The following is a 26,426-nucleotide window of genomic DNA, read 5'->3' as shown; positions in this document are numbered from 1 at the left end:
CCTACGGTACGGCCACCTTCACGGATAGCGAAACGCAGGCCGTCGTCCATCGCGATCGGAGCAATCAGGGTAACAACCATTTTGATGTTGTCGCCCGGCATTACCATCTCTACGCCTTCCGGCAGTTCGATGGTACCGGTCACGTCGGTAGTACGGAAGTAGAACTGCGGACGGTAGCCTTTGAAGAACGGGGTATGACGACCACCTTCTTCTTTGGACAGTACGTACACTTCAGATTCGAACTTGGTGTGCGGCTTGATAGAACCCGGCTTGGCCAGTACCTGACCACGCTCTACGTCTTCACGCTTAACACCACGCAGCAGCGCGCCGATGTTCTCACCTGCACGACCTTCGTCCAGCAGCTTGCGGAACATTTCAACACCGGTACAGGTGGTAGAAACGGTATCTTTGATACCAACGATTTCTACAGTCTCACCTACTTTAACGATACCGCGCTCTACACGACCGGTAACTACGGTACCACGGCCAGCGATAGAGAATACGTCTTCGATAGGCATCAGGAACGGCTGGTCAATCGCGCGCTCCGGCTCCGGGATATAGGTATCCAGGTGGCCAGCCAGCTCGATGATCTTCTCTTCCCACTGAGCGTCGCCTTCCAGCGCTTTCAGTGCGGAACCACGAACTACCGGCAGGTCATCACCCGGGAAGTCGTACTCGGTCAGCAGTTCACGAACTTCCATCTCTACCAGTTCGAGCAGCTCTTCGTCATCAACCATGTCACACTTGTTCATGAACACGATCATGTACGGGATACCAACCTGACGACCCAGCAGGATGTGCTCACGAGTCTGCGGCATCGGGCCGTCAGTCGCTGCTACTACCAGGATCGCGCCGTCCATCTGGGCAGCACCGGTGATCATGTTTTTAACGTAGTCGGCGTGACCCGGGCAATCTACGTGGGCGTAGTGACGGGTAGCGGTGTCGTATTCTACGTGGGAGGTGTTGATGGTGATACCACGCTCACGCTCTTCCGGTGCCTTGTCGATCTGGTCGAAGGCGAAAGCTTTACCACCGAAGTGCTTGGCCAGCACGTTGGTGATAGCTGCAGTCAGGGTGGTTTTACCGTGGTCAACGTGGCCGATGGTACCCACGTTAACGTGCGGTTTATTACGCTCAAATTTTTCTTTAGACATGATCGTCCCTCTAAACTAACGCTGAGTACGCGGTGGCAAGCTAACCACAGAACAGTTTATATGATGGATTTGAATCTGGTGGGAAAGAGAGAGGTACTGATGGCTGGTTCGCTTGCCGAACTCACCCTAGGGTGCGGCTCTGCTAACGCCTGAGCCATATCAGCATCTTGGAGCGGGCAGCGGGAATCGAACCCGCATCATCAGCTTGGAAGGCTGAGGTAATAGCCATTATACGATGCCCGCATTTCTCTAACCCAAAGAACTCAAACCGCAGAGAAATATGGTGGAGGGAGAAGGATTCGAACCTTCGAAGGCAGAGCCGTCAGATTTACAGTCTGATCCCTTTGGCCGCTCGGGAACCCCTCCAGACGCCAGATTGTCACAACGGTAATTCTGCTTGCACCCGTTGTGTTTATCGCTTTTGCACGGCAAATAGACGACAGACAGTCAAGCGTCGCGCATTTTATTGTAAGGTTTTGGGGGATGCAACCATTGAACCCGGCAAAATATGCTTTATTGCTGGGAAGTTTGCAAAAAAGCGGGGGCAAACAAGCCAATCCTGCTGCGTCCCTTGTCGCTCCCCCACCCTTGGTGTATGGTCGCCGTGCCCAAGAAACAGTGATGACACCATGACGACAGAGCATAACCCCTATCTGCAATTCACCCGCGAACAATGGGCGTTATTGCGCGATTCGGTCCCCCTGACCCTGACCGAACACGATCTGCAGACCCTGCGCGGGATCAACGAGAAGGTGTCATTGCGGGAAGTGGAAGAGATCTATCTGCCTCTCTCCCGCCTGCTCAATCTCTATGTCAAAGCCAAACAGCGTCGCAGCCGGGTGCTGGAGCAGTTCCTCGGCCAGTCCCGCGGCAAGGGCACCTATATCATCAGCATTGCCGGCAGCGTGGCGGGGGGCAAAAGTACCACGGCCCGTATTCTGCAGGCCCTGCTGGAGCGCTGGCCGGAACATCCGCGGGTGGAGCTGGTCACCACCGACGGCTTCCTCTATCCCAACAAGGTACTGGAAGAGCGCGGCCTGATGCGTCGCAAGGGGTTCCCGGAATCCTACGATATCCGCCATCTGGTGGAATTTGTCGCCAATATCCGCGCCGGTCACGAGAAGGTCGAAGCGCCGGTTTACTCCCACCTTATCTACGACATCATTCCCGATGAGAAGAAGGTGGTGGAGCAGCCGGACATCCTGATCCTGGAAGGGCTCAATGTGCTGCAAAGCGGCATGGATTACCCTCAGGAGCCCCATCGGGTCTTCGTGTCGGACTTCGTCGACTTCTCCATCTATGTGGATGCCGATGCCGAACTGCTGCGCACCTGGTATATCGAACGCTTCCTGAAATTCCGCAGCGGCGCCTTCTCGGATCCCGACTCCTACTTCCATAACTACGCCAAGCTGGCGGAGAGTGAGGCGACCCAGATCGCCAGCAACATCTGGCAAGATATCAACTATCTGAATTTGCAAGAAAATATCCTGCCAACGCGTGAGCGTGCCAACCTGATCATGACCAAGGGCCATGAGCACGCCATCGAACAGATCAAGCTGCGCAAATGATGACTACAGTTGCCGGATAACGAAGAGGGGGCCCGCAGGCCCCCTCTTCTATTTGGCATCATGAGCGGCCTTGCTGACCCTCAGTCGCCCCGGCGCAGGGAGAGCTCGCCCCCCAGATAGAATTTGATCCCTTCACCTGTCTCCAGTCGCAGGGCGCCGCGATCGTCGATGCCACGGGCGATGCCGCGGATCTCCTGATCACCCATCAGCAAGCGCACCGGGCGACCGGCAAAGTGATCGAGCCGGTTCCACTCATCTACAAAGCTTGCCAACCCCTGTTGCTCAAAGGTGTGCAGCGCCCGCTGCAGATGGACGATCATCCGGGCCGCCAACTGATTGCGATCGACCAGCTCGGGATTGATGTGGCGCAACTCGGCCCAGGCCTGATCGATCTTCTCACCTTCGCGGGCAGGCATCGCCAGATTGAGACCGATGCCGATCACCAGATGACAGCTGGCCCCGGCGCTACCACTCATCTCTACCAGAATGCCCGCCAGCTTGCGGCCCTGATAGTAGAGGTCATTCGGCCACTTGAGCTCGACCCCCTGATAACCAAGGGACTCCAGCGCTTCAACCACTGCCACGCCGACCGCCAGACTGAGCCCCATGGCCGCCGCCATGCCTTGTTCGAGTCGCCAGTACATGCTGAGGATCAGCTGGCAACCGAACGGCGAAATCCAGGGTTTGCCACGACGACCGCGCCCGGCTGTCTGACACTCGGCCAGACAGCTCTCGCCGGAGCGCAGCTCATTAACCCGATCCAGCAGGTGTTGGTTGGTCGAGCCAATGACCGGAAAACAGTGCACCGGCGCCATCGGGGCCAGTGCCTGCAAGGTAGCCTGATCATAGAGCGCCATCGGCACCGCCAGCCGGTAACCCTTGCCGGTCAGGCTAAAGAGATCCAGCCCAAGCTCCTTGAGCGCCGCCATGTGTTTGCTCACCGCCGCCCGGCTGATGCCGAGCTGCTCGCCCAGCTGTTCGCCGGAGTGAAACTGGCCGTCACTGAGCAGGGTGATCAGGGTCTGTCTGATGGGAGTCAACGTCATGAGAGCACCTCATCGAGCCAAGTTTCACCGTGCGCCCCCATAAATCGCACCTCGTGCTCCAGCACCACGCCAAACGTCTGCTCCACGCTGTCGCGGACATGGGCCGCCAGCGCGATCAGCTCCATGGCACTGGCGCCCCCCAGATTGACCAGCACCAGCGCCTGCTCCTGATGAACAGCGGCGCGGCCGATGGCGAAACCTTTCAGACCACACTGATCGATGAGCCAGCCTGCCGCCAGCTTGGCCTGCCCTTCTCCGGCCGGATAGCAGGGCATCTGTGGGTAGCGCGCCTTGAGATTCTCCGCCAGCGCGGCAGGCACCACCGGATTCTTGAAGAAGCTGCCCGCATTGCCGAGCACCGCAGGATCCGGCAGTTTGGCCATGCGGGTGGCACAGACGGTATCGAAGATGGCCTGCGCCGAAGGCGCATCACCGAGGGCTGCCAGCGGGCCATAGCCCAGCACAGGTTGCCACGCCTTGGGCAGTTTGAGCCCGACAGCAGTGATCAGGTGGGAATCCTGATGCTCGTGTTTGAAGATACTGTCGCGATAACCGAAGCGGCACTCTGCCGCCGCGATCCGTTCAATCTCGCCACTCTGCCAGTTGAACGCCTCAACATAGGCGCAGAAGTCGGCCAGCTCAACGCCATAGGCACCGATGTTCTGCACCGGCGCCGCACCGACCGTGCCGGGAATGAGCGCCAGATTCTCCAGCCCGAACCAGCCCTGTTGCAAGGTATGGCGCACCAGCTGATGCCAATCTTCACCGGCCGCCACATGGAGCAACCAGTGATCGCCACCATCTTCAGCGGTAATTCCCTTGAGCCGGTTGAGCACCACCAGACCGAGAAAATCGGTGGTGAAGAGCATGTTGCTGCCGCCGCCCAGATTGAGGCGAGGCAGCTGGTTGAGCTGTGGATCGGCACGCAGGGTCGCCAGATCGGCAACCTGCTCCACCTCGGCCAGCCAGAGGCAGTACGCATCGAGGGCAAGGGTGTTGAGCTTCAACAAGGAGGCGTTGGCATTCAGTTTCATCGGTCTATCCCGGCTTGGTGCAAGGGCGCAGTCTACCTCAAGTTACCCCATGACGAAAAACCCGAGCCCTTTTCGGGGGAATAGCAGTGGTTTAGAGTAGGCGACTTCAACTGCTGAGGAACAACTCATGAACAACCAGTTTGCCGTCATCGGCCTGGGCCTGTTTGGCAGCGCGCTGTGCGAAGAGCTGCAAAGGCAAGATGCCGAAGTACTGGCCATCGATATCGACGAGAGCAAGACCCGGCAAATCGCCGCCCTCTGCAATCACGTCATCGTGGCGGATGCCACCGATGAGGCCACCGTGGCCGAGCTGGGACTGGCCAATTTCGATATCGTCTTCGTTGCCATCGGTGACAACCTGGAGACCAGCATCCTCACCACCCTCGTCTTGAAAGAGGCGGGCGTGAAGAAGGTGTGGGTCAAGGCGCGCGACAAGTTCCACGCCAAGATCCTGCAGAAAGTGGGCGCCGACAAGGTGATCAACCCGGAGTGGGACATGGGCCGCCGGGTCGCCCAGAGCATGCTGGACAACCGGCTGTTCGACTATCTGGAGCTGGGCCACGACATGGTGCTGACCGAGTTCGTGATCGGCCTGCAACAGAACGGCCGGGAACTGGGCGACTTCCACCTGCTGCAACAGAGCGATTTCCAGCTGCTCGCCATCAAGCGTGGTGATGTGCTGCACAACGTGCTGACCGGCAAGATGGAGCTGCAACTGGGCGACATCCTGATCCTGGCGGGCAACAAGCACGCCATCGACCACTGGCTCGAAACCCTATGATAAACTGGCGCAGCAGCTACGCCTTCGCCCTCCATCGGGAGCAGGACTCTCGCTGGAGCGAAGCCCGGCTGATCCTCGGCAGCTTTCTGATCATTCTGCTGATTGGCACCATCTTTCTGGTGCAACCCTCCAGCCACAATGGCGAGGTTACCTTCGTCAACGCCCTTTTTACCGCCACCTCGGCCATCAGCGTGACAGGTCTTGGCGTGGTGGATACAGGCACCGCCTTCACCCTGCAGGGGCAGATTTTCCTGTTGATGCTGATGGAGATCGGCGGTCTGGGCCAGATGACCATGACCCTGCTGCTGATCGCCATCTTCAGCAAGCGGGTCGGTCTGCGCCAACAGGTGCTGGCCAAGGAGGCGCTGGGACAGGAAGGCTCGGTCAACATCATCCAGCTGGTCAAACGGATCGTGCTGTTCGCCTTTATTGCCCAGCTGATCGGCACCGGCATCATGGCGATCCGCTGGGTGCCCGAGATGGGGTGGGTGCACGGCCTCTATGTCAGCTTCTTCCACGCGGTCTCGGCCTTCAACAACGCCGGGTTTTCGCTCTTTGCCAACAACCTGATGGACTATAGGGACGACCCCATCATCAGCCTGACCATCGCCGGTCTGCTGATCCTCGGGGGGATCGGCTTTACCGTCATCGTCGATCTGGTGCGCAACCGCCGCTGGCGAAAGCTGAAGCTGCACAGCAAGTTGATGCTGCTGATGACCCCGGCGCTGCTGCTGGCCGGTACCCTGATGTTCTGGCTGCTGGAACACAACAACCCGGGCACCCTCGGCAAGGCAGGTATCGGTGGCCAGCTGCTGGCGGCCTTTTTCCAGTCTGCCAGTGCCCGTACCGCCGGTTTCAATACCATAGATATCGGGCTGATGACCCCGGCGGCGTTGCTGTTCCTGATGATGCTGATGTTTATCGGTGCCGGTGCAACCTCCACCGGTGGTGGTATCAAAGTCACCACTTTCGCGGTTGTGCTGCTGGCGACCAAGGCGTTTCTGACCAAACGACCCCATGTCACCGCTTTTGGCCGCACCTTGTCGCCCCAGATCGTGACCCGATCGCTGGCCATCATCATCGTCAGCACCATGGTGCTGATGCTGGCGATGTTCCTGCTGATGGTGACCGAGGATCTGCCGTTCGACAAAATCATGTTCGAGACCATCTCGGCATTTGCTACCGTCGGCCTCTCCACCGGCATCACCGCCTCCCTGAGCGAGCCGGGCAAGCTGATCCTGGTGCTGGTGATGATCTGCGGCCGTCTCGGCCCCCTGACCCTGGCCTTTATGCTGGCCCGCCCGGTCGAGACCCGCATCCGTTATCCGGAAGAGAACGTCTATACCGGCTGACCAGCCATGAACACGGGGCAGCCATTGGCTGCCCCGTTTTTTTATTCGGCTTGTTGCTGCGCCTTGAGCCAGCGCCCCGGGCTCACCCCCAGCTCCCGCTCGAATGCCCGACCAAAGGCGACACTGCTGCTGTACCCCGCCCCCAGCGCCACCTGTACCATGGGCTCCCCCGCCAGCAGTTGCTGGCAGGCTCTGGCCATGCGCCAGTGGGTCAGATAACCCAGCGGCGCTTGACCAACCCGCTCCTGAAACCTCGCGGCAAAGCGGGCCCGCGACATGCCGGCCTCCCGCGCCAGCGTGGCCACCGTCCAGGGTTCATCCCCACGCTGATGCATCACCGAGATCGCCTTGGCCAACTGGGGATCGGAAATACCTGCCAGCATCCCCTGCTGACACACTCCTTGCTCGACCAGATGACGCAGCAGCAGGATCAACAGTACCTCCAGCAAGCGGGAGATCAGCGGATCCTGCCCGTAGCGGGGGTGAAACGCCTCGTCAAACAGCTGGTTCAGCACCGGCGTCAGGGCAGGCAACTCCCTTAGCGGCAGCACCAGGGAGTCTGGTAATGCCAGTTGCAACGGCGATGCTACCCCCTTGCCGAATGCGACATTGGCGCACACCAAATCACAACCCCCCAGCGTTCTGGGTTCAAGCTTGTGGGGACGTCCCCGGGGGAACAGGATCAGAGTCGGCTCCTCGAGCAGCAAGCTGGCGCCCCCCTCTTCACGCAGCATGACGGCGCCGCTGCGCAGCAGATGAAGATGTCCGCCGCTCGGATAATCATCACTGGAGGAGTTCTGGCACAGGTTGCCAGCGAAGAAGATCTTGGCTTCGGGGGAGGCATGAACCAACAGGGCAGAGAGCGGATCCATATTTGAGACGAATAGTATTTATTTGCAGACGATGAGTGATAAACCGTATCACGAATGACGGCACACTGTCTCCCGTACCTTCAATACCACAGGAGAAGATCATGAGCCGTATCCAACCCGTATCCCAACCGCAACCCGCAGCCGCCCAGACCCTGGCCACCCTGCAACGCAATCTGGGTATGGTGCCCAACCTCTACGCCACCCTGGCCCACTCGCCAGCCCTGCTCAATGGCTTCCTGGCCTTTGCCGAGGCGCTTGGCAAGGGGCGTCTCACGGCCCCACAACGGGAGTTGCTGGCACTGGCCATAGGTCAAGCCAACGCCTGCCAATACTGTTTGTCTGCCCACACACTACTGGCGGGAAAGGCCGGATTCTCGGCCCAGGAGATCCGGGCAGCCCGACTCGGCCAAGCCTCGGCTCCCCTTGATCACGCCCTGCTGCAACTGGCCACGGCACTGGTCAACCAGCGCGGAGTGATCAGTGACGAGCAGCTTGCTAGCGCCCGTGCCGCAGGCGTAGATGACGAGCTGCTGCTGGAGGTGCTCGGCCAGGTGGTGGTCAATACCCTGACCAACTATGGCAACCACCTGGCGGCGACCGAGATCGACTTCCCGCCCGTCACTCTGACCCCTTAAACAAGGAGCCCCCCCATGCAGCAACATGACAAAGGCTTTCTGGTCGCCCTGGCGGGCGTGGTATTGACCCTGCTCTGGATCGGCGTCTTCAAGTTTACCCCGACAGAGGCAGCCGCCATCAAACCACTGGTAGCCAGCCACCCCTTGATGAGCTGGCTCTATGGCCCCCTGTCGGAACAGAGCGTATCGAACCTGATCGGGGTGGTCGAGATAGTGATCGCCATCGGACTGGTCGTGGGTCTGTGGCAACCTCGCATCGGTTACTGGTGCAGCATGGGGGCTATCGTCACCTTCCTGGCGACGCTGAGCTTCCTGCTGACCCTGACAGGTGTCTGGAAGATGGTTGACGGCGTGCCAGTCACCGAGTTCTTCCTGTTCAAGGATCTGGTGTTTCTCGGTGTGGTTCTGCACTACCAGCACAGGATCCGTGCCAGCTTGTCCACTCAGGCAGCCTGACAACAATGCCTTTGGCGCCCGGGATGGGCGCCTTTTTTCGTTATGCCGCCCTGGTCTGGCGCTTGCTGGCCGTCTTGCGCGGTCGGGGCCCGCCAGTCGTGCTGGCCGCCGGACTCTTGCGCCTGGTAAAACGCCGCTTGCCGGCACCCGGCGCCTCCTTGGGCAGGGCGCTGAAGCTGGCGCCGGAGTCCTGCCGCGCCCCCTCGATCAGGCCGTTGAGCTGCTCGGTGAGCGGCCCCATAAACTGCTGGTAGCTGCCGTGACGCTCGGCGATCTGGCCTAGGCTCTGCTCCCACAGCGCAGTCATATCCGGCGTGGTGGCCGTCGCAGGCAGCGCCTGTACCAGCGCCCGCCCGGTCGGGGTCGCCTTGATGCTCTTGCCCTGACGCACCAGAAAGCGGCGCTTGAACAGCAGGTCGATGATACCGGCACGGGTCGCTTCTGTGCCGAGACCATCGGTGTCGCGCAGGGTCTTGCGGATCTCGGGATCCTGCACATAGCGGGCGATGCCGGTCATGGCCGCCAGCAGGGTGGCATCGGTGAACGACTTGGGCGGCTGGGTCAGCTTCTCCAACAGTTCGCCCCGCTCGCACAGCAGTTGCTCTCCCTCTTTCAGGGCAGGCAGCGTGCCCGCCTTCTCTTCGTCGTCATCCTCCTCCACCCCGAGCAGCGCCTTCCAGCCCGCCTTGAGAATGCGCCGCGCCTTGGCCTGAAACAGGCCACCAGCGATGCGCAGCAGCACCTTGCTGTCGTTGTATTCGAACGGGGGATAGAACTGCAGCAAATACTGGCGGGCAATCAGGCCATAGAGCTTCGCCTCGTCGGCCCCCAGCGTACCGGGGTTGCCCTGCTTCTCGGTGGGGATAATGGCGTGGTGGGCATCCACCTTGCTGTCGTTCCACGCCTTGCTGCAGATCTTGCCGTCTGCCTCGGCAACTGCCTTGGCCAGCGCAGGCGCAGTAGCGGCGATGGCACCGCGCACCTGCTCGGCCCGCTTAAAATGGTCGGTCGGCAGATAGCGGCTGTCGGAGCGCGGGTAGGTGATGAGCTTGTGACGCTCGTAGAGGCTCTGGCAGATGTCGAGCACCCGCTTGGCATCCATGCCGAAGCGCTTGGCGGCATCGATCTGCAGGCTGGAGAGATTATAGGGCAGCGGCGCCGCCTGCTTGCGGGCCTGCTCTTCCACCGATTCAACCTGTGCGGGCTGGCCGTTGATCCGGCTAACCACCTTGTCGGCCAGCGCCCGGTTGAGCACCCGCCCCTCCTCGTCCTGCCACGGCAGACAGGCTTCTGATGGCAGCCACTTGGCGGTGAAGCGCTCGTTGCCCTCGGTCAGCAGATGGGCCAGCACCTCGTAGAAGGGTTTGGGGACGAAGGCCTCGATCTCGAGATCCCGCCGCACCACCAGCCCCAGCAGCGGGGTCTGCACCCGGCCAACCGAGAGCAGCTCGCTGCAACCGGCCTTGCGCCCGAGCAGGGTATAGGCGCGGGTCATGTTGATGCCGTAGAGCCAGTCGGCCCGACTGCGGGCCAGTGCGGAAACCGCCAGCGGCACGAACTCCTTGTTGTCCCTGAGCTTGTCGAGGGCACGGCGCACCGCAGGCGGGTTGAGATCGCTGATGAGGCAGCGCTGCACCGGCTTGGTTTTCGGGTAGCCGAGAAAGTCGATCACCTCATCCACCAGCAACTGCCCTTCCCGATCCGGGTCACCGGCGTTGACCACGCAGTCCGCCTGCTTGATCAGCCGCTTGATGACGGTGAGCTGGGTTTTGGTCTTGGGCTTGGCCACCAGCTGCCACTGGGCGGGGATGATGGGGAGATGCTCCATCCGCCACTGCTTGAAGGCGGCGTCATAGGCATCGGGCTCGGCCTGCTCCAGCAGATGGCCGATGCACCAAGTTACCACATCCCCCAGGGCTGTTTCGATAAAACCGTCGCCCTTCTTGTGGGGCTTGGGCAGGGCATCGGCAATGGCACGGCCCAGCGTGGGCTTCTCGGCGATAAAGAGTCGCATCGGTGGCTACCTGCAATACTGTATATGCAGACAGTATACAACTGCCACCGCGAAAGCCCAACTGCCCCTACTCGTCGAACGGGTGATCGTGGATGGCGGCAAACAGCCGCGCCTGATTGAGCAGCGGCGCATAGTGGAAGGCATTTTCGCCATCTTCAGCCAGCAGGTAGTCGGTCAGCTGTTCGCGCACCGCCTCTTGCAGGGTCTCCAGCTTCCACGGCTTGGCAAGGTAGTAGTGCAACCCGCCACGATTGACCGCCTCGACGGTGGCCTCCAGCCCCGCTTGTCCGGTCAGCAGCAATTTGCGACTGGCGCGGGTAGTGGCACGCCGGTTCAGCTCCACCAGAAAATCGACCCCCAGGGTTCCCGGCATGATGTGGTCACAGAGGATCAGCGCCAGCTTGTTGCCGTCGCTCTCCCACTCCTCCACCACCGCACGCGCCTCATCGACGCTCTCGGCCGCCTCCAGCTCGAAGTGGGAACGGAACGGGGCGAGATCGTGGATCACCGCATCCAGCACCTCCCGCTCATCGTCCACACACAGGATCAGATAGTGTTTGTTCATTGCTCCTCCTTGGCGACATGGTTTGGCACGCCGCGCGATTGATGCTGGCGACGGCTCAGGCCGCATGCTCCTTGTTGTGATGAGGTTCGCCCCCGTAACCGGCCTGCCCCATGCCGTCCAGCGGCAGACAGACCCGCATCCGGGTGTAACGGCCCGGTTCGGAGGCCACCTCGATCCGGCCGTGATGCTGCTGCACGATCTGCAACGAAACGCTCAGACCAATCCCGAGGCCGAAATGTCCCTCCCGCTTGGTAGTGAAGTTGAGATCGAAGATCCGCTGCCACAGTTCGGGCTCGATGCCGCAACCGCTATCCTCGATCTCTACCATGACCCACTCGGGATCCAGCAACCCGGTGCGGATGGTGAGTCGCCCCGGGCCGCTCATGGCATCCAGACTGTTGGCGATCAGGTTGGTCCACACCTGTTGCAGGGCGATGGGGTGGCAGCGCACCAGCGGCAACGGCTGGTACTCCTTGCAGAGCTCAAGATGCTTTAGGCGGTTTTCGAAAATCATCAGGGTATCTTCCAGCCCCTCGTGCAGGTCTACCAGCGAGGGCTCGGCCCGATCCTGCCGCGCATACTGCTTGAGGCTCTTGACCAGATCGCCGATGCGACGGGCGCACACCTCGATATTGCGCAGGAAGCTGCCGGTCTGCTGGAACAGCTCCAGCCGGGAGAGCAGCGCCTCCCGCTCGTCGGCAGTGCGGCTGGCAAACCAGCGTTGCCAGTTCAGCTCGTCATCCAGATTCATCTGTACCGCCAGCCGCGCCTGCTGGCGATCACCAAAGCGCCCCTCAGCCTGCCGGGTCTTGTCACGGATCTCGCTGGTCGAGACCGGCTGTGAGGAGAGCGCCTGACAGAGGGTCTGGTTGCCCAGCCCTTTGATGGGTGCTGGCAGCTCGAGATTGACCAGATCGGGGATGGCGGCCCGCAGGGTCTCGCTGCCACGGATAATGGCCGCCACCGGGTTGTTCAGCTCGTGGGCGACACCGGCCACCAGCTGACCCAGCATCGCCATCTTTTCGCTCTCCACCAGCTGGGCGTGAGCGGCATCGAGGGAGTTGAGGGTCTGTTGCAGCCGCATCTCGGTGCGGATGCTGTTTTGCAGGCGGCGATTGAAGTGGCGCAGCAGCAGGTTGGTAAAGGAGGGGAGCAGTTCGCTGCGCGCCTGCATCACCCGGGAGAATTGCAGCTTGTCGAGCTTGATCACCTCGGCACCGGTCAGAGTCACGCCGGTGGTGAAGGCGGGTTCTCCAGTCACAAATGACATGCCCCCCACCAGCGAGCCGGTACGGTAGTGCACTACCTCCTGATCGATCCCCTGCTCGTCCCGCTTGCGCAGCACCACCTCCCCCTTGGCGATAAACCAGAGGAAGCTGTTGGGCTCCCCCTCGCGGGTCAGCACATGGCCCGGACTGTAGTGGCGGCAGACCCGCTCCTCGTCATTGCCCTCGAAAAACTGGTAGAGGCCGTCGATCACCACCCGGGAGAGTTCTTCATCGCTGCAGTGGGTGTAATCCATAAAGCCCTGCCGATAGGCTGCCAACTGGCGATCGACGTGGGCTCGCAGCAGCTTCTGGTTGTCGAGCACGGCAGCATAGCTCAGCAGGTCCGCCTCGGGACGCTGCAATACAAAGTGGCTCGCCTGCTCGATCACCGCCCGGCGCAGGCTGCCATCACGCCAGGGGCGTTGCAGGTAGTAGTCGAGACGACCGAGGTTCACTGCCTCGATGATCGATTTCATCTCCGGCTGGCTGCCCAGCAGGATCTTGCGGCACGCCTCGTGACGGCTGCCGAGGCGGATCAGAAAATCGGCCCCTCGCCCATCCCCCAGCTCGCTGTCACACACCACCACGGCGGGTGGCTGCCCCTTGCGATCCAACTCGTCCAAGGCCAGCTCAGCCGATCCCTGACCGACCACCACCACCAGCGCGAAATGGCCGAGCAGCGGAGCCAACTCCTGTTCGAATTCGGCCAGCAGTTGCACGTTGGCGGCGACACACAGCAGTGAGAAAGGGCTCATCAGCGACACTCCGTTGAGGCTCACTGCTCACTATATCAGCGAATCTTGTGGGGTTTTGCGAGGGGGCTAACAGCTGTCGCGGAAAGTGCACAAATAGATAAAACAGAAAACAATTGAATTTAATTCGATAATTATGTCAATAACAAAACAAAAGACAAAATGTGACAACAATCAAAAATATAAACCATGATGGAGGTCAACGCCTTATCCCTGTCATTACTACTACTATTGGACTAGTACTATGTAGGTAATTATTGACCGTAGGAAAACGCCGCCATGATTGGAAAACTGATAAGAAAAACCTGGTTCTGGCTCCTGCTGCTCGGGGCCCTGCTGGGTGTCGCGGCACTGGGTGTCACCGTGACCGTGCTGCACAAGACCAGTTCCACCGAATTCTGCGTCTCCTGCCACTCCATGCAGACTCCGCTCGCCGAGTATCAGGGCAGTGTCCACTTCCAGAACACCAAGGGAATCCGCGCCGAGTGCGCCGACTGCCACATCCCGGGCGACCCCACCTCCTACTTGTGGACCAAGATCCGCGCCGTGAAGGATATCTATCACGAGGCGATCGGCACGCTGGATACCCCGGAAAAGTATGAAGCCCACAAGCTGCGGATGGCCCAATCCGTCTGGGACGAGCTGAAAGCCAACGACTCCGCGACCTGCCGCAGCTGCCACAGCTACGAGGCGATGGACATTCTGGCCCAGCGCCCCAATGCCCGTGCCGAGCACCCGGTCGCCATCAAGGAAGGCCAGACCTGTATCGACTGCCACCGTGGTGTCGCCCACATCATGCCTGACATGAGCGGCCTGGCTGCCGCCGGTGCCAGCGAGCTGGCGCAGGCTGCGGCCCAGACCCCGGCCAACGTCACCACCCGTTACGCCATCGCCACCACCCCGCTGTTCCTCGATGCCGCCGCCAAGACCGACGAGGGCACCCTGATGCCCTCCACCAAGGTGGAAGTGCTGGCCAACGAAAACGGCCGCGCCAAGGTGCAGATCGAAGGCTGGCAACAGGATGGTGTGAGCGAAGTGTTCTACGCCGCACCGGGCAAGCGGATCCTCAACGTACTGGTCGGCGATGCCGCCAAGAAAGCGCTGGTCACCGGCCAGAGCGAAACCGACAGCGCCACCAACCTCACCTGGCATCAGGTCAAGCTGACCGCCTGGGTCGACCAGAGCCAGCTCATCGGCGATCAGGGCAAGCTGTGGCAGTACGCCTCCACCCTGATGTCCAACAACTGCACCGGTTGCCACGGCCTCACCGCGCTGGATCACTTCAACGCCAACCAGTGGATCGGCGTCATCAAGGGGATGGAGTCTCGTACCTCCCTCACCCCGGAACAGGCACGCATGCTGACCCAGTATGTCCAGAAACACGCCAGCGACATGAGCGCGGCCCACTGAGGCTGGTAGAGGAGAATCCCAATGACCCGTTTTAACGACAAGAAGACCAATCTCTCCCGCCGCAACCTGCTCAAGGGGCTCGGTGCCTGCGCCGCCCTGCCCCTGCTCGGCGGTATTTTCCCGAAAAGTGCGCTGGCGCAAGCCATCAGCACCGCATTGAGCCAGTTCCCGACTCTGGTGCCCGCCCAGAAGGGCATTCTGACCGGCGCCCACTGGGGTGCCTTCGAGGCGATCGTCGAAGATGGCCGCATGGTGCGCGTCCAGCCGGTGGCCGATGATCCGGCGCCGAACGATCTTATCGACATGGCGCCGTTTCAGGTGCACGCCAAGAACCGCATCAAGTACCCCATGGTACGCAAGAGCTGGCTGGAGCACGGCCCGGGCGCCAAACCCGAACTGCGTGGCGCCGACGAGTGGGTGCGGGTGAGCTGGGAGAAAGCCATCGAACTGGTGGCCGGCGAGATCCAGCGCGTCCAGTCTGATTTCGGCCCGCAGGCGATCCACGCAGGTTCCTACGGCTGGAAGAGTGTCGGCATGTTCCACAACAGCCGCACCCTGCTGCACCGCCTGATGAACCTCTCCGGCGGCTTCACCGGTTATGCCGGTGACTACTCCACCGGCGCGGCTCAGGTGATCATGTCCCACGTGATGGGCTCCATCGAGGTGTACGAGCAGCAGACCGCCTGGCCCAACGTGGTGGAGAACGCCGAACTGGTGGTGCTGTGGGGGGTCAATGCTCAGGTCACCCTGAAGAACAGCTGGAACATGCCGGATCACGAAGGTCAGGCTGGCTTCAAGGCGCTGAAAGAGAAAGGCACCCGCGTCATCAGCATCGATCCGGTCTACAACGAGACTGCCAAGCTGGTCGGCGCCGAGTGGATTGCGCCGAACGCCTACACCGACGTGGCCATGATGCTGGGTGTGGCCCACACCCTCTACAGCGAGAAGAAGCACGATCAGGCCTTCCTCGATCGCTACACCGTCGGCTTCGACAAGTTCCTCGCCTATCTGCTCGGCAAGGATGATGGTCAGCCGAAGAGCGCCGAGTGGGCGAGCACTGTCTGCGGCGTCGATGCCAAGGTGATTCGCCAGCTGGCCCTCGACATGGCCGCCAAGCGCACCATGATCATGGCCGGTTGGGGCATGCAGCGTCAGCAGCACGGTGAACAGCCCAACTGGATGCTGGTGACCCTAGCCTCCATGCTGGGCCAGATCGGCCTGCCGGGCGGCGGCTACGGCTTCAGCTACCACTACTCCTCCGGTGGCAGCCCCACCGCCAAGGGTGGCATTCTAGCGGGCATCTCCGCCGGCAACGCACCTAAGAACAGCCCGGCTCCGATCCCGGTGGCCCGCATCGCCGACTGTCTCGCCAACCCGGGCAAGACCATCGACTTCAACGGCCGCAAGGTGACCTATCCGGACATCAAGCTGGTCTACGTGGCGGGCGGCAACCCCTTCCACCACCATCAGGACACCAACAACCTGCTGCAGGCGTGGCGCAAGCCGCAGACCGTGATCGTCCACGAGCCTTACTGGACCGCCACCGCCAAGCACGCCGATATCGTGCTGCCGGTCACCACCAGCTACGAGCGCAATGATCTGGAGATGGGTGGCGACTACTCCCAGCGCTATGTGTTCCCGATGCACCAGTGCGTACCGCCCCAGTTTGAAGCCCGCAACGACTTCGACATCTTCAGCGCCATCGCCGCCAAGCTGGGCGTGCAGGAGCAGTACACCGAAGGGAAGGACGAGATGCTGTGGCTCAAGCAGATGTACGACGGCATGGCGGCGCAGGCCCGTGGTGCCCGCGTGGCGCTGCCGCCGTTCAACATGTTCTGGGAGTCCAACAACTACATCCGCTTCCCGATCCCCGAGGCCAACCGCCAGTGGATCCGTCACGCCGATTTTCGCGAGAACCCGCTGCTCAACCCGCTCGGTACCCCGTCCGGCAAGATCGAGATCTTCTCCAACACGGTAGCCGGGATGGGTTACGCCGACTGCGCCGGCCATCCCAAGTGGTATGAACCCAAGGAGTGGGTGAAGAGCGAGGTGGCGGCGCGCTATCCGCTGTCGCTCAACACCTCCCACCCGACCCAGCGTCTGCACTCCCAGCTCGACAACACCCCGCTGCGGGACAAGTTCGCCATCGCCGACCGCGAGGCGATCATGATCCATCCGCTAGATGCCAAGGCCCGTGGCATCGCCCAGGGGGATCTGGTGCGCGCCTTCAACGAGCGCGGCCAGATCCTGGTGGGCGCCCTGCTCTCCGAAGATGTGCGCCAAGGCGTGGTGCGGATCTGCGAAGGGGCCTGGTACGACCCGGCCAAGCCGGGCGAAGCGGGTAGCATCTGCAAGAACGGCAACGTCAACTGCCTCACCTTCGACGAGGGCTCGTCCAGCCTGGCGCAGGGCAACTGCGGCCACATGGCCCAGCTGCAGATCGAGAAGTACACAGGCCCGGTACTGGCCAACACCGCCCATGCGGTACCGGCCAACGGCTAAGGCGATTGCCACCCAATAAAAACGGCGCCATCAAGGCGCCGTTTCTTTATCTGTCTGCCAAAGCGCAGGCATGGTCGGGACGGGTTTAGAACTCCCCTTCCTCCATATACTCCTGCGCGCACTCCACCAGTTGTGGCCACAGCTCTTCCGGCACCCAGGCGTCCGGGTCATCTTCGTCCCCGTCGTACTGGCTCCAGAAATAGCGGCGCAGGCCGGAGGCAAAGTCGTCGCTGATCTCGGCCAGCTCCGAGAGCGGCCCCAACCAGGCGATGCGGCGCAGGCCGGAGGCGAGATCGTTGATGGCATCCATCAGGGTGCGATCGTCGAAGCTCTGCTCCACCAGCAGGGTGAAGCGCTCGCGCGCCTGCTCGGTCTGCTCCTCGTCCAGCTCGCCCACATCGGCCAGCAAGTCGACAAAATCTTCCAGAAGGAACGCGATCAGGCCATCCCTGTCTTCAAACCACTGGATCTGGGCGCCCTTGACCCCCAGCACAGAGGCATCAAACGAATCGTCAAGGTGACACAGTGCCCACGGATCGTCGGTCATGCTTCTCTTCCTCAGGCTAAAACAAATGCCATATGTTATGCCTAGCTCTCGACTCTTGCCACCTTGGGCAACGAGAGGGAGGCGGCCAGACCGCCCAGTTCGGCGCGGCCCATGATGAAACTGCCCCGATAGGCTTCCGCCAGATCGGAGACGATGTTGAGACCCAGGCCCGAGCCCGGCACCTTCTCGTCGAGACGCACCCCGCGCAGCACCGCCTTGGCGATCTGATCTTCGCTCATGCCGGGGCCGTCATCCTCGATACGTAAGGTGATCCAGCCACCCAGCTCGGCGCTGGAGATGCGCAGCTCGCTGGCTGACCACTTGAAGGCGTTCTCCAACAGGTTGCCCACCATCTCGTCGAAGTCCTGCTCCTCCACCCCGACCGCCAGATTGGCGGGCACCTGCAGATCCACCGTTTTGCCCGGATAGAGGCGGGAGAAGGCGCGGCAGATATACTCCACCCGCGCCCGCACCGGGGTCGAGACCCCGAGGATCTTGGCGGCGCCGGTCACCCGCGCCTTGCCGAGGTGGTAGTCGATATGGCGCTGGATCTGGTCGAGCTGCTCGCCGATGGCGGCCTGATCCTCCGGCGGCAACTGGGCCACCTGATTGCGCATGATGCTGAGCGGCGTCTTGAGGGCGTGGGCCAGATTGCCGGTGTGGGATCGCGCCCGCTGCAGCAGCTCGCCGTAGTGGTGCAGCAGCCGGTTGATATCCTCCACCAGCGGCTGGATCTCCAGCGGATAGCGCAGCCGGAATCCCTCCTGATGACCCTCGTGAACCCGCCCCAGTTCGCGGCGCAGCAGGTGCAGCGGCCGCAAGCCGTAGACGATCTGGAACATGAAGCCGAGCACCAGACCGGCGGCTGCAAAGCCGAGACCGAGGAACAGGCTGATCCGGGTCTTGTTGAGGGTCTGGGTCAGGGCGCTGCTGTCCTTGGCCATCACCAGAGTGAAGACCCGATCAGAACCGGGTAGCAGCACGGTACGGGTCATGATCAGCAGGGGCTCCTTGTTGGGCCCCTTGCCGACGAAGAGGTCAGGATCGCCAAACGCCGACTTGAGGCCATCGCTCTTCAGGTTGGTATCCCACAGGGAACGGGAGCGCCCCACCACATCGCGGCTCAGCTCCAGCTGCCAGTAGTAGCCGGAGTAGGGTTGATTGAAGCGGGGATCAGAGAGGGAGCCGGTGACCACTGGCAGGCCAGTTTTGGCCACTTCCAGCCGGGAGAGCAGATCATAAAGCTGCAGGCGAAGGCCGTCGGCCTCCGCCTCCTGCCAGTAGTTGCGCATCATGGTCTGCAAGCTGAAACCGGTGGCGAACAGAAACAGCCCGCACCACACCAGCGCGATGGCGACCAGTCGCCCCCGCAGGGTTCTGACCAGCCTCATTCGTTGATCCGGTACCCGAGGCCGCGCACTGTTTCAATCAGATCGGGGTTGGTTTTCTTGCGGATCCGGCCGATGAACACCTCCACGGTATTGGAGTCACGGTCAAAATCCTGAGCATAGATGTGGTCGATCAGCTCGCTGCGCGACACCACCTTGCCCCGATGCTGCATCAGGTAACCCAGCACCCGGAACTCGTGGGCAGTCAGCTTGATGGGGGTCCCTTCGTACCACACCTGCGATGCCGCCATGTCGAGCCGCACCCCACCAATCTCCAGAATGGAGCTGGCGTTGCCTGCCGCCCGGCGCACCAGCGCATGGACTCGCGCCACCAGCTCGGCCACCTGGAACGGCTTGGTGAGGTAGTCATCGGCACCGGCGTTGAGCCCCTCGATCTTCTCGTGCAGCTGGCCACGGGCGGTCAGCACCAGCACCGGGGTATCGATCCCCTTGCTGCGCCACTCTTTCAGCACGCTCAGGCCATCGCGCCCCGGCAGGCCGAGGTCGAGAATGATGGCATCGTAAGGTTCGGTCTCGCCGAGAAAACCGGCCTCGTTGCCATCGTGGCAGAGGTCGGTGACAAAGCCGGAGAGGCGCAGCTGTTCGGCCAGCTGGCCAGCCAGAATTTTTTCGTCTTCAACAATCAGAATTCGCATGAACAGGCTTCCACACAGGGGTTATTCATCATCCTCGACCGGGGGCTTTGGCGGTTCGAACAGCCGCTCCAGATGGTGGCCCTTGGCCCACACCAGCTCAAGGTTGTCAGCCCGATAGGCTACCTTGATCACGCTGTTTTCCCGATCGATGACTCGCAGTTCATAGAGCCAGATACCATCCTCTTCCCCCAGATCTACCCGCAACACCCGCACCGGCAATCTGGCCGCCACCTCCATCATTTCATGGAAGGGCCGAACCCGTCCCTCATGGACAGCTTGCTGCAGCATGGCTTCATCAGGCGTGACCGCCTGTGCCAGCAACGGCAGCAATAACCCAAGCAGAGGGAGCGCTCTATTCATGGATGATTCATCTCCAAAAACCTAACATAATGGCGTTTATAGTCTGCCAGCCATGAATCCGGAATGAATATGATCCCGCGCAGTTTCCTGCTGATCCTTTGCCTGTTAAGTGCCACAAGCTGGGCGGCCCAGAGCCGTCTCGACATGGCCGGGCTGGTCAAACTCCTGCTGGCGCAAGGGTATCACGACATTCGGGAAGTGGAGCTGGAAGGGGACAAATTCGAGGTCAAAACCCTCAATCGCCAGGATCAGAAGGTGCATCTCATCGTCGATGCCTACACCGGCGAGATCAAACAACAAGAGGCCGATTAGGCCTCTTTTGCATTCCAGCGCCCCCGCATGGGGCGCAGCAGTTTCTCCCGCCTCGGCCAGAGCAGGGCGCAGGCCAGCAGCAGGTAGATGAGAGGCTCCCCCCAACCGCTCTTGAGCGACCACCAGTAGTGCACCGGCACCAGCAGGGCGATGGCATAGACCCAGTTGTGCAGCTTCTGCCATGCGGCGCCCATGCGACGCTGCAATGCGGGCAGCGAAGTGATGCTGAGGGCGGCAAGCAGCAACAACGCAACCATCCCCACCACGATATAGCTGCGCTTGACCAGCTCACCGCCAATCAGCCCCCAGTCAAACTGCAGATCCAGCCCCAGCCACGCCATGAAGTGGAGCAGCGCCCAGGCAAAACACCAGAGCCCGAGGGGGCGGCGCAGCTTGATAAGCTGCCCCTGCCGCCAGCGCTTGGCCAGCGGCGACACCAGCAGGGTGAGCAGCAGCAGGTTGAGCGCCCCCTTGCCGAGGTAGTGGATAAGCTCTGGCACCGGATCCCCCCCCAGCAGACCTGCCGGAATGGCAAAAACCAGCCAGAGCAGGAAGCCGAGGGAGCACAGATGCACCAGCGCCCGCAAGCCGCTGATATGGGCCTGTTTCAATCTCAGTACCATTGGCGCAGATCCATCCCCTGATAGAGCGAGGCGACTTCGTCACCATAGCCGTTGAACATCAGGGTCGGCTGACGCTTGGCTCCAAACCCCCCGCCCTCGCCGATAAAGCGCTCGCTGGCCTGACTCCAGCGCGGGTGATCCACCTGCGGGTTGACGTTGGCGTAGAAGCCATATTCATTGGGAGCCAGCAGATTCCAGGTGGTCGGCGGCATCTCCTCCACCAGCCGGATCGAGACGATGCTCTTGATGCTCTTGAAGCCGTACTTCCACGGCACTACCAGCCGGATCGGCGCGCCATTCTGGGCGGGCAGGGTCTTGCCGTAGAGCCCCATCGCAAGGAAAGAGAGAGGGTGCATCGCCTCGTCGATACGCAGCCCTTCGACGTAGGGATACTCTATACCGCCCCCCAGACTGGAAGCCTGCCCCGGCAGCTGTTTCGGATCAAACAGGGTTTCGAAGGCGACAAACTTGGCACGACTGTTGGGCTCGGCACGGCGGATGATCTCCGCCAGCGAGATGCCGTTCCAGGGCAGCACCATGGACCAGGCTTCGACGCAGCGCAGCCGGTAGATCCGCTCCTCCAGCTCGCTCTTGTTGATGAGATCCCACACATCGAGGGTAAAGGGCTTGGCCACCTCCCCCTCCACCTTGAGGGTCCAGGGTTCGGGTTTGAGGTAATGGCCGTTGCGAGCCGGGTCGGACTTGTCGGTGCCAAGCTCATAGAAGTTGTTGTAACTGGTGGCCTTCTCTTCCGGCGTTAGCACCAGACTGGCCGGGCGCTCCGCAGGCTTGCTGTTGAGCGGTTTGGTGGCTAATTGGGGAGCATCCTCTTTGCCGCGCAGCAGGTCGAGCACTCCGGCCTGAGTGGGAAACGCCAGAGTAGCCGCGCCCAGACCCAGCCCCTTGAGAATAAGGCGGCGGTCCTGATAAACGGCTTCCGGGGTGACATCCTGTTCGGTGAGGGGGTGGGCGGTACGACGCTTGATCAACATGAAAAACTCCCGGGGCTGAGTGAGGCAGTATGGATAAGACCCGCCCCGGCAGATTTTTATTTCACACAAATTTACATCATGTGGTGCAGGGGCAGTGCCTTGGCCATGGTGCCGACCAGAAACAGGACTACGAACACCAGCAGGGGAACGATCACATTTGGCGCCATCAGACTCACTCCATGAGCAGGACAGGGCCTCTAACTATGGCCGACTGTCAGGCCGGTCACCAATGAATTTTTTTCGCGAGCGCAAGCGTATTCCTGAGTTGAAAAGGGTGATGAAGATCACACACAATTCGGCCCCCGCTTGCCGCACCGATTGCCGGGGGTAGGCTGCCCATTTTGCGAAGCCAACTGAAGAGTCGCCCCATGAGCCCACTGATCGCCATCGCCATCACTACTGGAATTCTCTCCGCCGTTTGGGGCTGGATTGCCGTCGCGTTCGGCCTTATCTCCTGGGTCGGCTTTCTCGGCTGCACCAGCTATTTCGCGTCAAGCGGCGGCTACAAGGCGCTGCTGCAGACCATCTTCTGCAACACCAGCGGCATGCTGTGGGCACTGCTGCTGATCCATGGCGACAGTCTGTGGGGAGCGGGTGTGGCGGGTTATGTGATGACGGGGGTGGTCGCCACCCTGATGTGCGTACAGGCCAAGCAGCAGTGGCTCGGCTACATTCCCGGCACCTTTGCCGGTTGCTGTGCCACCTTCGGGGCGGCTGGCGAGTGGCGGCTGATCCTGCCCTCCCTCATCATTGGCGCCTTGTTCGGTTACCTGATGAAGGCGAGCGGCCTCTGGCTCTCCCATAAAACTCAAAAAGCCGATGCCGCTCCGGCGGTAGTTGATCCCGCCTGATTTATCCCTTCGATTTGAAGTTTGCTGCTTCAATGCCGTGCCGATTCAATAACTTGTAGAAATCGGTACGGTTTCTGCCCGCCATGTTGGCCGCCAGGGTCACGTTGCCCTCGGTGGTGCGCAGCAAACGGATCAGATACTCCTTCTCGAATTCGGCCCGCGCCTCGTTGAACGAGGGGATGCCGCCGCCGCCGCCACTCAGGGCGGACTCCACCATGGAGACCCCAATCACCGGGCTGCAACAGAGGCTGGCGAGCTGCTCCACCACGTTGCAGAGCTGGCGCACGTTGCCGGGCCAGGCAGCGGCCGCCAGCATCGCCAGCGACTCGGGCGAAAAACCCATGGCGGCGCAATCGCTGTGGCGGCTACGGTAATCATCGAGCGCCTGGCGGGCCAGCAGGGGGATATCCTCGCTGCGGGCACTGAGAGACGGCAAGGTGATATTGGCGACGTTGAGACGGTAGAAGAGATCTTCCCGAAAGCGCCCCTCCTCCATCGCCTTGACCAGATCCTGATGGCTGGAGCTGAGCACCCGCACCTCCGGCGTGCCCTGACCATACTCCTCCATCACCTGCAGCAGCTTGGCCTGCAGGGATTCGGAGAGGCTGCCAATCTCGTCGAGAAACAGGGTCGCCCCCTTGGCCTGCTCGAACAACCCTGACTGGCCATCTTCACCAAACAGCTGCAAGTCGAGTGACGCCCACGGAATGGCGGCACAGTTGATGGTATGGAGCGGCTTGTCGCGCCGCTGGCTGGCCTGATGCAGCGCCTGCGCCATCGCCCCCTTGCCGGAGCCTGACGGCCCCATGATCAGCACCGGCACCTCCATGGTCGCAATGCTATGGGCCTGGATCAGCAGCTGTTCCAGCTGGGGATTGCGGGTCAGGATCAGCGACTGCCACTCCTGCTGCTGTTTCGGCCGGGTCAAACTCAGCGCATGTTCGATGGTGGCGAACAGCTCATCCTTGTTGATGGGTTTGGTCAGAAAGCTGAAGACCCCGGAGCGGGTCGCCTGAATGGCGTCCGGGATGGTGCCGTGGGCGGTCATGATGATCACCGGCAAACCCAGCCACTGGGCCTGGATCCGCTCGAACAGCGCCAGACCGTCCATGCCGGCCATCCGCAGATCGCTCAGCACCAGATCGGCCCGTTGCTGACGCAACCGGTCGAGAGCCCCTTCCGCACTGTCGGCGGTATCCACTTCATAACCCTGACTGCGCAGCCGCATGCTCATCAGTTTGAGCAGGCTGACGTCGTCATCCACCAACAGGATCCGGCTCATGGTATTACCTCACGATTCTCGTTCAGCTTGCGCTGGTTGAGCTGGTCGTCGATAGCGGTCAGCTGCTCGATCTGGCGGCGCAGCCGCTGGATCTCCTGACTCTGGTCATCGCGACGGCTGTCGCGAGCCAGCAGCTGTTCGCCGAGGGCGATCCAGCTGCGTAAAAATGCCTGCGCATCGAGACCCAGTTCGGGCAGCATCTGCTTCAGGCGCGCCAGACCGGCGGTGCGATTGGCCACCGATTCGGCGGGGTGGGAGTCCACCATGGCCAGACTGACCCGGCTCTCCAGATCGTCGGCCCCTTTCAGACGCTGACGCTCCTGCACCCGTTGCTGGGGGTGACTGGCCAGCAGCCAGTCGGAGTATTGCAGACGCACCTGCATCTCCTTGTTGGCAAACTCCATCCGCTTGGCAAAAGCGATATCGGAGGACTCCCGCTGTGCCTGTTGCGGCAGCAAGGAGCAACCCGCGAGCAGCCCTGCCATCAGAGCTGGAAATACGCGTTGTATCTTCATAGTCCTCATTTCAACGTCAACCTGAAACAGACATCCGCCTGTTCATCCTCTACCAGAACCAGTTCCCCCCCCAGGCTGTTGGCAGACTCGCGGGCGATGGAGAGGCCCATGCCCGAGCCTTTCAAGAGACCTTGCCGCACAGTGCTGCCCTGCTCGAAGGGTTCAAAAATACGTTGCTGATCGGCCACGGGGATCTTGGGCCCCTCGTTGGCCACTTCCAGCCAGCTTATCTGTTCATACTGCCCTGCCCTGATCCAGATATTGCCCCCGCTGGCGCCGTAACTGACGGCGTTGGAGAAGAGGTTATCGAGGATCAGTCGTAGCCGGTAGGGCTCCGCCCACAGGGTAACCGGCACGGTCGGCAAGTGTACACGGATCTGCTTGGACTCCAATGCCAGCCGGTACTCGGCAGAAAGTTCCGACAACATCGGCAGCAGGGGGACGGGCTCCAGTTCGAAGGCCTCCTGCTGACTGAGCCGGTTGAAGTCGAGCAGCCGCTCGATCAGGGTCTGCAGGCGACGACTGTTCTCGTCGAGCATCTGGCAGATCTCCAGCTGATCCGGCGTCAAAGGCCCGACCAGCTGCTCGCAGAGCAGATCCGTCCCTTCCCGCAGCACCGCCAGCGGGGTCTTGAGCTCGTGGGATACATGGCGCAGGAACTGGTATTTCTGCAGCTCCAGCTCCTTGAGTTTGTCGTGCAGCCAGACGATCCGCTCCCCCAGCAATACCAGCTCGGCAGGGCCGTCAACCGGCTTGGGATCGGGTTCGACCCCGGCACCCAGACTCAAGATGCGCGACTCAATCTGTCGTACCGGGTGGATGATGAGGTAGGTGAAGATAAAGACCATCAGCAGGCTGAGCGCCGCCACCGCTCCACTCACCCACCAGAGCTCGCTGGTCAGTCCAGCAATAGTGAGCTGCACCCGATCCATGTGTTCGTCAACCCGGCTGCGGGTGACTATTTCGAGCTGCTTGTTGGCATCGTTGAACTGCTCCAGCTTGTCCCCCGCTACCGCAGCACGGGCCAGCGCGGCATCCTGCAGGCTGTCGAGCCAGGCCAGCCCCTGATCGAGCCCGCTGTAGAGCTGGCCGTCGGTGATGGAATTGCGGTGTTCCGCCAACAACACCCGATAACCATCGAGTTGCTGCTGGTAGCTGGTGAGACTGCGACGATCCCCCAGCACCGCGAAGCGGCGCAAGGTGCGTTCGATATCGATGGCTTGCGCCGTCAGCAGGGTAGCGCGGCGGGTATCCTTGACCGCCCGCTCCATCTCGTCGCTGGTGAGCTGACTGAGGTGGGCAAGGGAGGTGCTGTTGTGCCAGATCATGCCGCCCAGCGGCATCAATACCAGCACAAATCCCATCAATACCACCTGCAGCAGGGAGCGTGGGCGAACTTTGGTCATCATCTCTTCTCTTGCATTCTCACCGGTGCGCCAGCATAGCCGCACCGCCCCAAAAAACAAAACCGGCCAACAGGCCGGTTTGTAT

The 26,426-nt window shown here is 61.4% G+C and carries 25 protein-coding genes and 2 tRNA genes; 9 read left to right on the top strand and 18 right to left on the bottom strand.

The window, feature by feature from the left end; genetic code table 11:
- The 3 genes from tuf to AB5Z05_RS20365 all read right to left on the bottom strand — a co-directional run.
- The coding region (gene tuf / locus AB5Z05_RS20375; RefSeq protein ID WP_368152835.1) for an elongation factor Tu at nt 1-1,154 on the bottom strand (1,154 nt) is incomplete at its 3' end.
- 168 nt (nt 1,155-1,322) lie between these two features.
- A tRNA-Gly gene (locus tag AB5Z05_RS20370) sits at nt 1,323-1,397 on the bottom strand.
- A gap of 38 nt (nt 1,398-1,435) precedes the next feature.
- A tRNA-Tyr gene (locus AB5Z05_RS20365) sits at nt 1,436-1,520 on the bottom strand.
- 263 nt (nt 1,521-1,783) lie between these two features.
- Here AB5Z05_RS20365 and coaA point away from each other — a divergent pair.
- Nucleotides 1,784-2,722, top strand: a complete 939-nt coding sequence (coaA, locus tag AB5Z05_RS20360; protein ID WP_005339877.1) for a type I pantothenate kinase — start codon at nt 1,784-1,786, stop codon at nt 2,720-2,722.
- 80 nt (nt 2,723-2,802) lie between these two features.
- On the opposite strand, the gene birA is transcribed toward coaA, so the two are convergent.
- The gene (gene birA, locus AB5Z05_RS20355; protein ID WP_021231448.1) at nt 2,803-3,768 is read right to left on the bottom strand and encodes a bifunctional biotin--[acetyl-CoA-carboxylase] ligase/biotin operon repressor BirA; all 966 of its coding nucleotides are present in this window, start codon (nt 3,766-3,768) and stop codon (nt 2,803-2,805) included.
- A complete protein-coding gene (murB, locus tag AB5Z05_RS20350) occupies nt 3,765-4,802 on the bottom strand; it encodes a UDP-N-acetylmuramate dehydrogenase (RefSeq protein WP_368152882.1) in 1,038 nt (345 codons plus the stop codon). Before murB ends, birA begins: the two co-directional genes overlap by 4 nt.
- Nucleotides 4,803-4,929: 127 nt before the next feature.
- On the opposite strand from murB, the gene AB5Z05_RS20345 reads away from it, so the two are divergent.
- On the top strand, nt 4,930-5,583 hold the full coding sequence (locus AB5Z05_RS20345) for a TrkA family potassium uptake protein (RefSeq protein ID WP_005339863.1): 654 nt from the start codon (nt 4,930-4,932) through the stop codon (nt 5,581-5,583).
- Complete coding sequence (locus AB5Z05_RS20340) at nt 5,580-6,935, top strand: TrkH family potassium uptake protein (protein WP_005356363.1); 1,356 nt, start codon at nt 5,580-5,582, stop codon at nt 6,933-6,935. Before AB5Z05_RS20345 ends, AB5Z05_RS20340 begins: the two co-directional genes overlap by 4 nt.
- A gap of 41 nt (nt 6,936-6,976) precedes the next feature.
- Here AB5Z05_RS20340 and AB5Z05_RS20335 read toward each other — a convergent pair whose 3' ends face one another.
- Nucleotides 6,977-7,807: a cupin domain-containing protein gene (locus AB5Z05_RS20335; protein ID WP_368152881.1), complete on the bottom strand. Its 831-nt coding sequence runs from the start codon at nt 7,805-7,807 to the stop codon at nt 6,977-6,979.
- Between the two features lie 101 nt (nt 7,808-7,908).
- On the opposite strand from AB5Z05_RS20335, the gene AB5Z05_RS20330 reads away from it, so the two are divergent.
- The gene (locus AB5Z05_RS20330; RefSeq protein WP_043823097.1) at nt 7,909-8,442 is read left to right on the top strand and encodes a carboxymuconolactone decarboxylase family protein; all 534 of its coding nucleotides are present in this window, start codon (nt 7,909-7,911) and stop codon (nt 8,440-8,442) included.
- A gap of 15 nt (nt 8,443-8,457) precedes the next feature.
- Nucleotides 8,458-8,898 (top strand): DUF417 family protein, encoded by a 441-nt coding sequence (locus AB5Z05_RS20325; protein WP_005357613.1) that lies wholly within the window; start codon nt 8,458-8,460, stop codon nt 8,896-8,898.
- A gap of 40 nt (nt 8,899-8,938) precedes the next feature.
- On the opposite strand, the gene AB5Z05_RS20320 is transcribed toward AB5Z05_RS20325, so the two are convergent.
- The 3 genes from AB5Z05_RS20320 to AB5Z05_RS20310 all read right to left on the bottom strand — a co-directional run bounded on the left by AB5Z05_RS20320 (nt 8,939) and on the right by AB5Z05_RS20310 (nt 13,500).
- Nucleotides 8,939-10,912, bottom strand: coding sequence for a DNA topoisomerase III (locus AB5Z05_RS20320; RefSeq protein WP_368152880.1), 1,974 nt, complete (start codon nt 10,910-10,912; stop codon nt 8,939-8,941).
- Between the two features lie 67 nt (nt 10,913-10,979).
- A complete protein-coding gene (locus AB5Z05_RS20315; RefSeq protein WP_013724182.1) occupies nt 10,980-11,477 on the bottom strand; it encodes a response regulator in 498 nt (165 codons plus the stop codon).
- A gap of 55 nt (nt 11,478-11,532) precedes the next feature.
- Nucleotides 11,533-13,500 carry an ATP-binding protein gene (locus AB5Z05_RS20310; RefSeq protein ID WP_368152879.1) on the bottom strand — a complete coding sequence of 656 codons (1,968 nt, stop codon included), beginning with the start codon at nt 13,498-13,500 and terminating at the stop codon, nt 11,533-11,535.
- Nucleotides 13,501-13,776: 276 nt separating this feature from the next.
- Here AB5Z05_RS20310 and AB5Z05_RS20305 point away from each other — a divergent pair, with 276 nt between their 5' ends.
- Together AB5Z05_RS20305 and torA are read left to right on the top strand one after the other, a co-directional pair.
- Nucleotides 13,777-14,907 carry a NapC/NirT family cytochrome c gene (locus AB5Z05_RS20305; protein WP_368152878.1) on the top strand — a complete coding sequence of 377 codons (1,131 nt, stop codon included), beginning with the start codon at nt 13,777-13,779 and terminating at the stop codon, nt 14,905-14,907.
- 21 nt (nt 14,908-14,928) lie between these two features.
- Nucleotides 14,929-17,409 carry a trimethylamine-N-oxide reductase TorA gene (gene torA, locus AB5Z05_RS20300; protein WP_368152877.1) on the top strand — a complete coding sequence of 827 codons (2,481 nt, stop codon included), beginning with the start codon at nt 14,929-14,931 and terminating at the stop codon, nt 17,407-17,409.
- A gap of 85 nt (nt 17,410-17,494) precedes the next feature.
- On the opposite strand, the gene AB5Z05_RS20295 is transcribed toward torA, so the two are convergent.
- The 4 genes from AB5Z05_RS20295 to AB5Z05_RS20280 are packed head-to-tail and all read right to left on the bottom strand — an operon-like array spanning nt 17,495 to nt 20,360.
- Nucleotides 17,495-17,956, bottom strand: coding sequence for a hypothetical protein (locus AB5Z05_RS20295; protein ID WP_123173962.1), 462 nt, complete (start codon nt 17,954-17,956; stop codon nt 17,495-17,497).
- A 41-nt stretch (nt 17,957-17,997) separates the two neighbouring features.
- Nucleotides 17,998-19,347, bottom strand: a complete 1,350-nt coding sequence (locus tag AB5Z05_RS20290) for a sensor histidine kinase (RefSeq protein ID WP_368152876.1) — start codon at nt 19,345-19,347, stop codon at nt 17,998-18,000.
- Nucleotides 19,344-20,000, bottom strand: a complete 657-nt coding sequence (locus AB5Z05_RS20285) for a response regulator transcription factor (protein ID WP_005339826.1) — start codon at nt 19,998-20,000, stop codon at nt 19,344-19,346. The genes AB5Z05_RS20290 and AB5Z05_RS20285 overlap by 4 nt, the downstream gene beginning before the upstream one ends.
- A gap of 21 nt (nt 20,001-20,021) precedes the next feature.
- Nucleotides 20,022-20,360 (bottom strand): PepSY domain-containing protein, encoded by a 339-nt coding sequence (locus AB5Z05_RS20280; RefSeq protein ID WP_005339825.1) that lies wholly within the window; start codon nt 20,358-20,360, stop codon nt 20,022-20,024.
- 63 nt (nt 20,361-20,423) lie between these two features.
- On the opposite strand from AB5Z05_RS20280, the gene AB5Z05_RS20275 reads away from it, so the two are divergent.
- Nucleotides 20,424-20,672, top strand: a complete 249-nt coding sequence (locus AB5Z05_RS20275; protein WP_013724184.1) for a PepSY domain-containing protein — start codon at nt 20,424-20,426, stop codon at nt 20,670-20,672.
- On the opposite strand, the gene msrQ is transcribed toward AB5Z05_RS20275, so the two are convergent.
- Nucleotides 20,669-21,295: a protein-methionine-sulfoxide reductase heme-binding subunit MsrQ gene (gene msrQ / locus AB5Z05_RS20270; protein WP_257123919.1), complete on the bottom strand. Its 627-nt coding sequence runs from the start codon at nt 21,293-21,295 to the stop codon at nt 20,669-20,671. The two genes, AB5Z05_RS20275 and msrQ, sit on opposite strands and share 4 nt — an antisense overlap.
- Entirely contained in the window at nt 21,286-22,287 is a 1,002-nt protein-coding gene (gene msrP, locus AB5Z05_RS20265; RefSeq protein ID WP_368152875.1) for a protein-methionine-sulfoxide reductase catalytic subunit MsrP, read from the bottom strand. Before msrP ends, msrQ begins: the two co-directional genes overlap by 10 nt.
- 368 nt (nt 22,288-22,655) lie before the next feature.
- Here msrP and AB5Z05_RS20260 point away from each other — a divergent pair, with 368 nt between their 5' ends.
- Nucleotides 22,656-23,138, top strand: a complete 483-nt coding sequence (locus tag AB5Z05_RS20260; protein ID WP_005339809.1) for a DUF1097 domain-containing protein — start codon at nt 22,656-22,658, stop codon at nt 23,136-23,138.
- A 1-nt stretch (nt 23,139) separates the two neighbouring features.
- On the opposite strand, the gene AB5Z05_RS20255 is transcribed toward AB5Z05_RS20260, so the two are convergent.
- Genes AB5Z05_RS20255 through AB5Z05_RS20245 form a run of 3 tightly spaced genes read right to left on the bottom strand, consistent with a single transcriptional unit; the run spans nt 23,140 to nt 26,341 of the window.
- Nucleotides 23,140-24,420 carry a sigma 54-interacting transcriptional regulator gene (locus tag AB5Z05_RS20255; protein ID WP_005339807.1) on the bottom strand — a complete coding sequence of 427 codons (1,281 nt, stop codon included), beginning with the start codon at nt 24,418-24,420 and terminating at the stop codon, nt 23,140-23,142.
- Entirely contained in the window at nt 24,417-24,935 is a 519-nt protein-coding gene (locus AB5Z05_RS20250) for a hypothetical protein (protein WP_040070048.1), read from the bottom strand. Before AB5Z05_RS20250 ends, AB5Z05_RS20255 begins: the two co-directional genes overlap by 4 nt.
- Nucleotides 24,936-24,940: 5 nt before the next feature.
- Nucleotides 24,941-26,341 carry a sensor histidine kinase gene (locus tag AB5Z05_RS20245; protein WP_368152883.1) on the bottom strand — a complete coding sequence of 467 codons (1,401 nt, stop codon included), beginning with the start codon at nt 26,339-26,341 and terminating at the stop codon, nt 24,941-24,943.
- Nucleotides 26,342-26,426: the final 85 nt, after the last annotated feature.

Source organism: Aeromonas sp. R2-4 (assembly GCF_040908365.1).
In the GTDB taxonomy this organism is placed as follows: Bacteria; Pseudomonadota; Gammaproteobacteria; order Enterobacterales; family Aeromonadaceae; genus Aeromonas; species Aeromonas veronii.
This window is presented reverse-complemented; position numbering and strand designations above follow the sequence as displayed.

Excerpts from the sequence above, each read along its gene's own strand:
- AB5Z05_RS20285 (WP_005339826.1), bottom strand. The coding sequence starts at position 20,000 with ATGCGAATTCTGATTGTTGAAGACGAAAAAATTCTGGCTGGCCAGCTG.
- torA (WP_368152877.1), top strand. The coding sequence starts at position 14,929 with ATGACCCGTTTTAACGACAAGAAGACCAATCTCTCCCGCCGCAACCTG.
- AB5Z05_RS20325 (WP_005357613.1), top strand. The coding sequence starts at position 8,458 with ATGCAGCAACATGACAAAGGCTTTCTGGTCGCCCTGGCGGGCGTGGTA.
- AB5Z05_RS20295 (WP_123173962.1), bottom strand. The coding sequence starts at position 17,956 with ATGACCGACGATCCGTGGGCACTGTGTCACCTTGACGATTCGTTTGAT.
- birA (WP_021231448.1), bottom strand. The coding sequence starts at position 3,768 with ATGACGTTGACTCCCATCAGACAGACCCTGATCACCCTGCTCAGTGAC.
- AB5Z05_RS20335 (WP_368152881.1), bottom strand. The coding sequence starts at position 7,807 with ATGGATCCGCTCTCTGCCCTGTTGGTTCATGCCTCCCCCGAAGCCAAG.
- AB5Z05_RS20320 (WP_368152880.1), bottom strand. The coding sequence starts at position 10,912 with ATGCGACTCTTTATCGCCGAGAAGCCCACGCTGGGCCGTGCCATTGCC.
- AB5Z05_RS20290 (WP_368152876.1), bottom strand. The coding sequence starts at position 19,347 with ATGAGGCTGGTCAGAACCCTGCGGGGGCGACTGGTCGCCATCGCGCTG.
- msrQ (WP_257123919.1), bottom strand. The coding sequence starts at position 21,295 with ATGGTACTGAGATTGAAACAGGCCCATATCAGCGGCTTGCGGGCGCTG.
- AB5Z05_RS20345 (WP_005339863.1), top strand. The coding sequence starts at position 4,930 with ATGAACAACCAGTTTGCCGTCATCGGCCTGGGCCTGTTTGGCAGCGCG.
- AB5Z05_RS20330 (WP_043823097.1), top strand. The coding sequence starts at position 7,909 with ATGAGCCGTATCCAACCCGTATCCCAACCGCAACCCGCAGCCGCCCAG.
- AB5Z05_RS20340 (WP_005356363.1), top strand. The coding sequence starts at position 5,580 with ATGATAAACTGGCGCAGCAGCTACGCCTTCGCCCTCCATCGGGAGCAG.
- coaA (WP_005339877.1), top strand. The coding sequence starts at position 1,784 with ATGACGACAGAGCATAACCCCTATCTGCAATTCACCCGCGAACAATGG.
- AB5Z05_RS20250 (WP_040070048.1), bottom strand. The coding sequence starts at position 24,935 with ATGAAGATACAACGCGTATTTCCAGCTCTGATGGCAGGGCTGCTCGCG.
- AB5Z05_RS20305 (WP_368152878.1), top strand. The coding sequence starts at position 13,777 with ATGATTGGAAAACTGATAAGAAAAACCTGGTTCTGGCTCCTGCTGCTC.
- AB5Z05_RS20315 (WP_013724182.1), bottom strand. The coding sequence starts at position 11,477 with ATGAACAAACACTATCTGATCCTGTGTGTGGACGATGAGCGGGAGGTG.
- msrP (WP_368152875.1), bottom strand. The coding sequence starts at position 22,287 with ATGTTGATCAAGCGTCGTACCGCCCACCCCCTCACCGAACAGGATGTC.
- murB (WP_368152882.1), bottom strand. The coding sequence starts at position 4,802 with ATGAAACTGAATGCCAACGCCTCCTTGTTGAAGCTCAACACCCTTGCC.
- AB5Z05_RS20275 (WP_013724184.1), top strand. The coding sequence starts at position 20,424 with ATGAATATGATCCCGCGCAGTTTCCTGCTGATCCTTTGCCTGTTAAGT.
- AB5Z05_RS20245 (WP_368152883.1), bottom strand. The coding sequence starts at position 26,341 with ATGACCAAAGTTCGCCCACGCTCCCTGCTGCAGGTGGTATTGATGGGA.
- AB5Z05_RS20280 (WP_005339825.1), bottom strand. The coding sequence starts at position 20,360 with ATGAATAGAGCGCTCCCTCTGCTTGGGTTATTGCTGCCGTTGCTGGCA.
- AB5Z05_RS20260 (WP_005339809.1), top strand. The coding sequence starts at position 22,656 with ATGAGCCCACTGATCGCCATCGCCATCACTACTGGAATTCTCTCCGCC.
- AB5Z05_RS20310 (WP_368152879.1), bottom strand. The coding sequence starts at position 13,500 with ATGAGCCCTTTCTCACTGCTGTGTGTCGCCGCCAACGTGCAACTGCTG.
- AB5Z05_RS20255 (WP_005339807.1), bottom strand. The coding sequence starts at position 24,420 with ATGAGCCGGATCCTGTTGGTGGATGACGACGTCAGCCTGCTCAAACTG.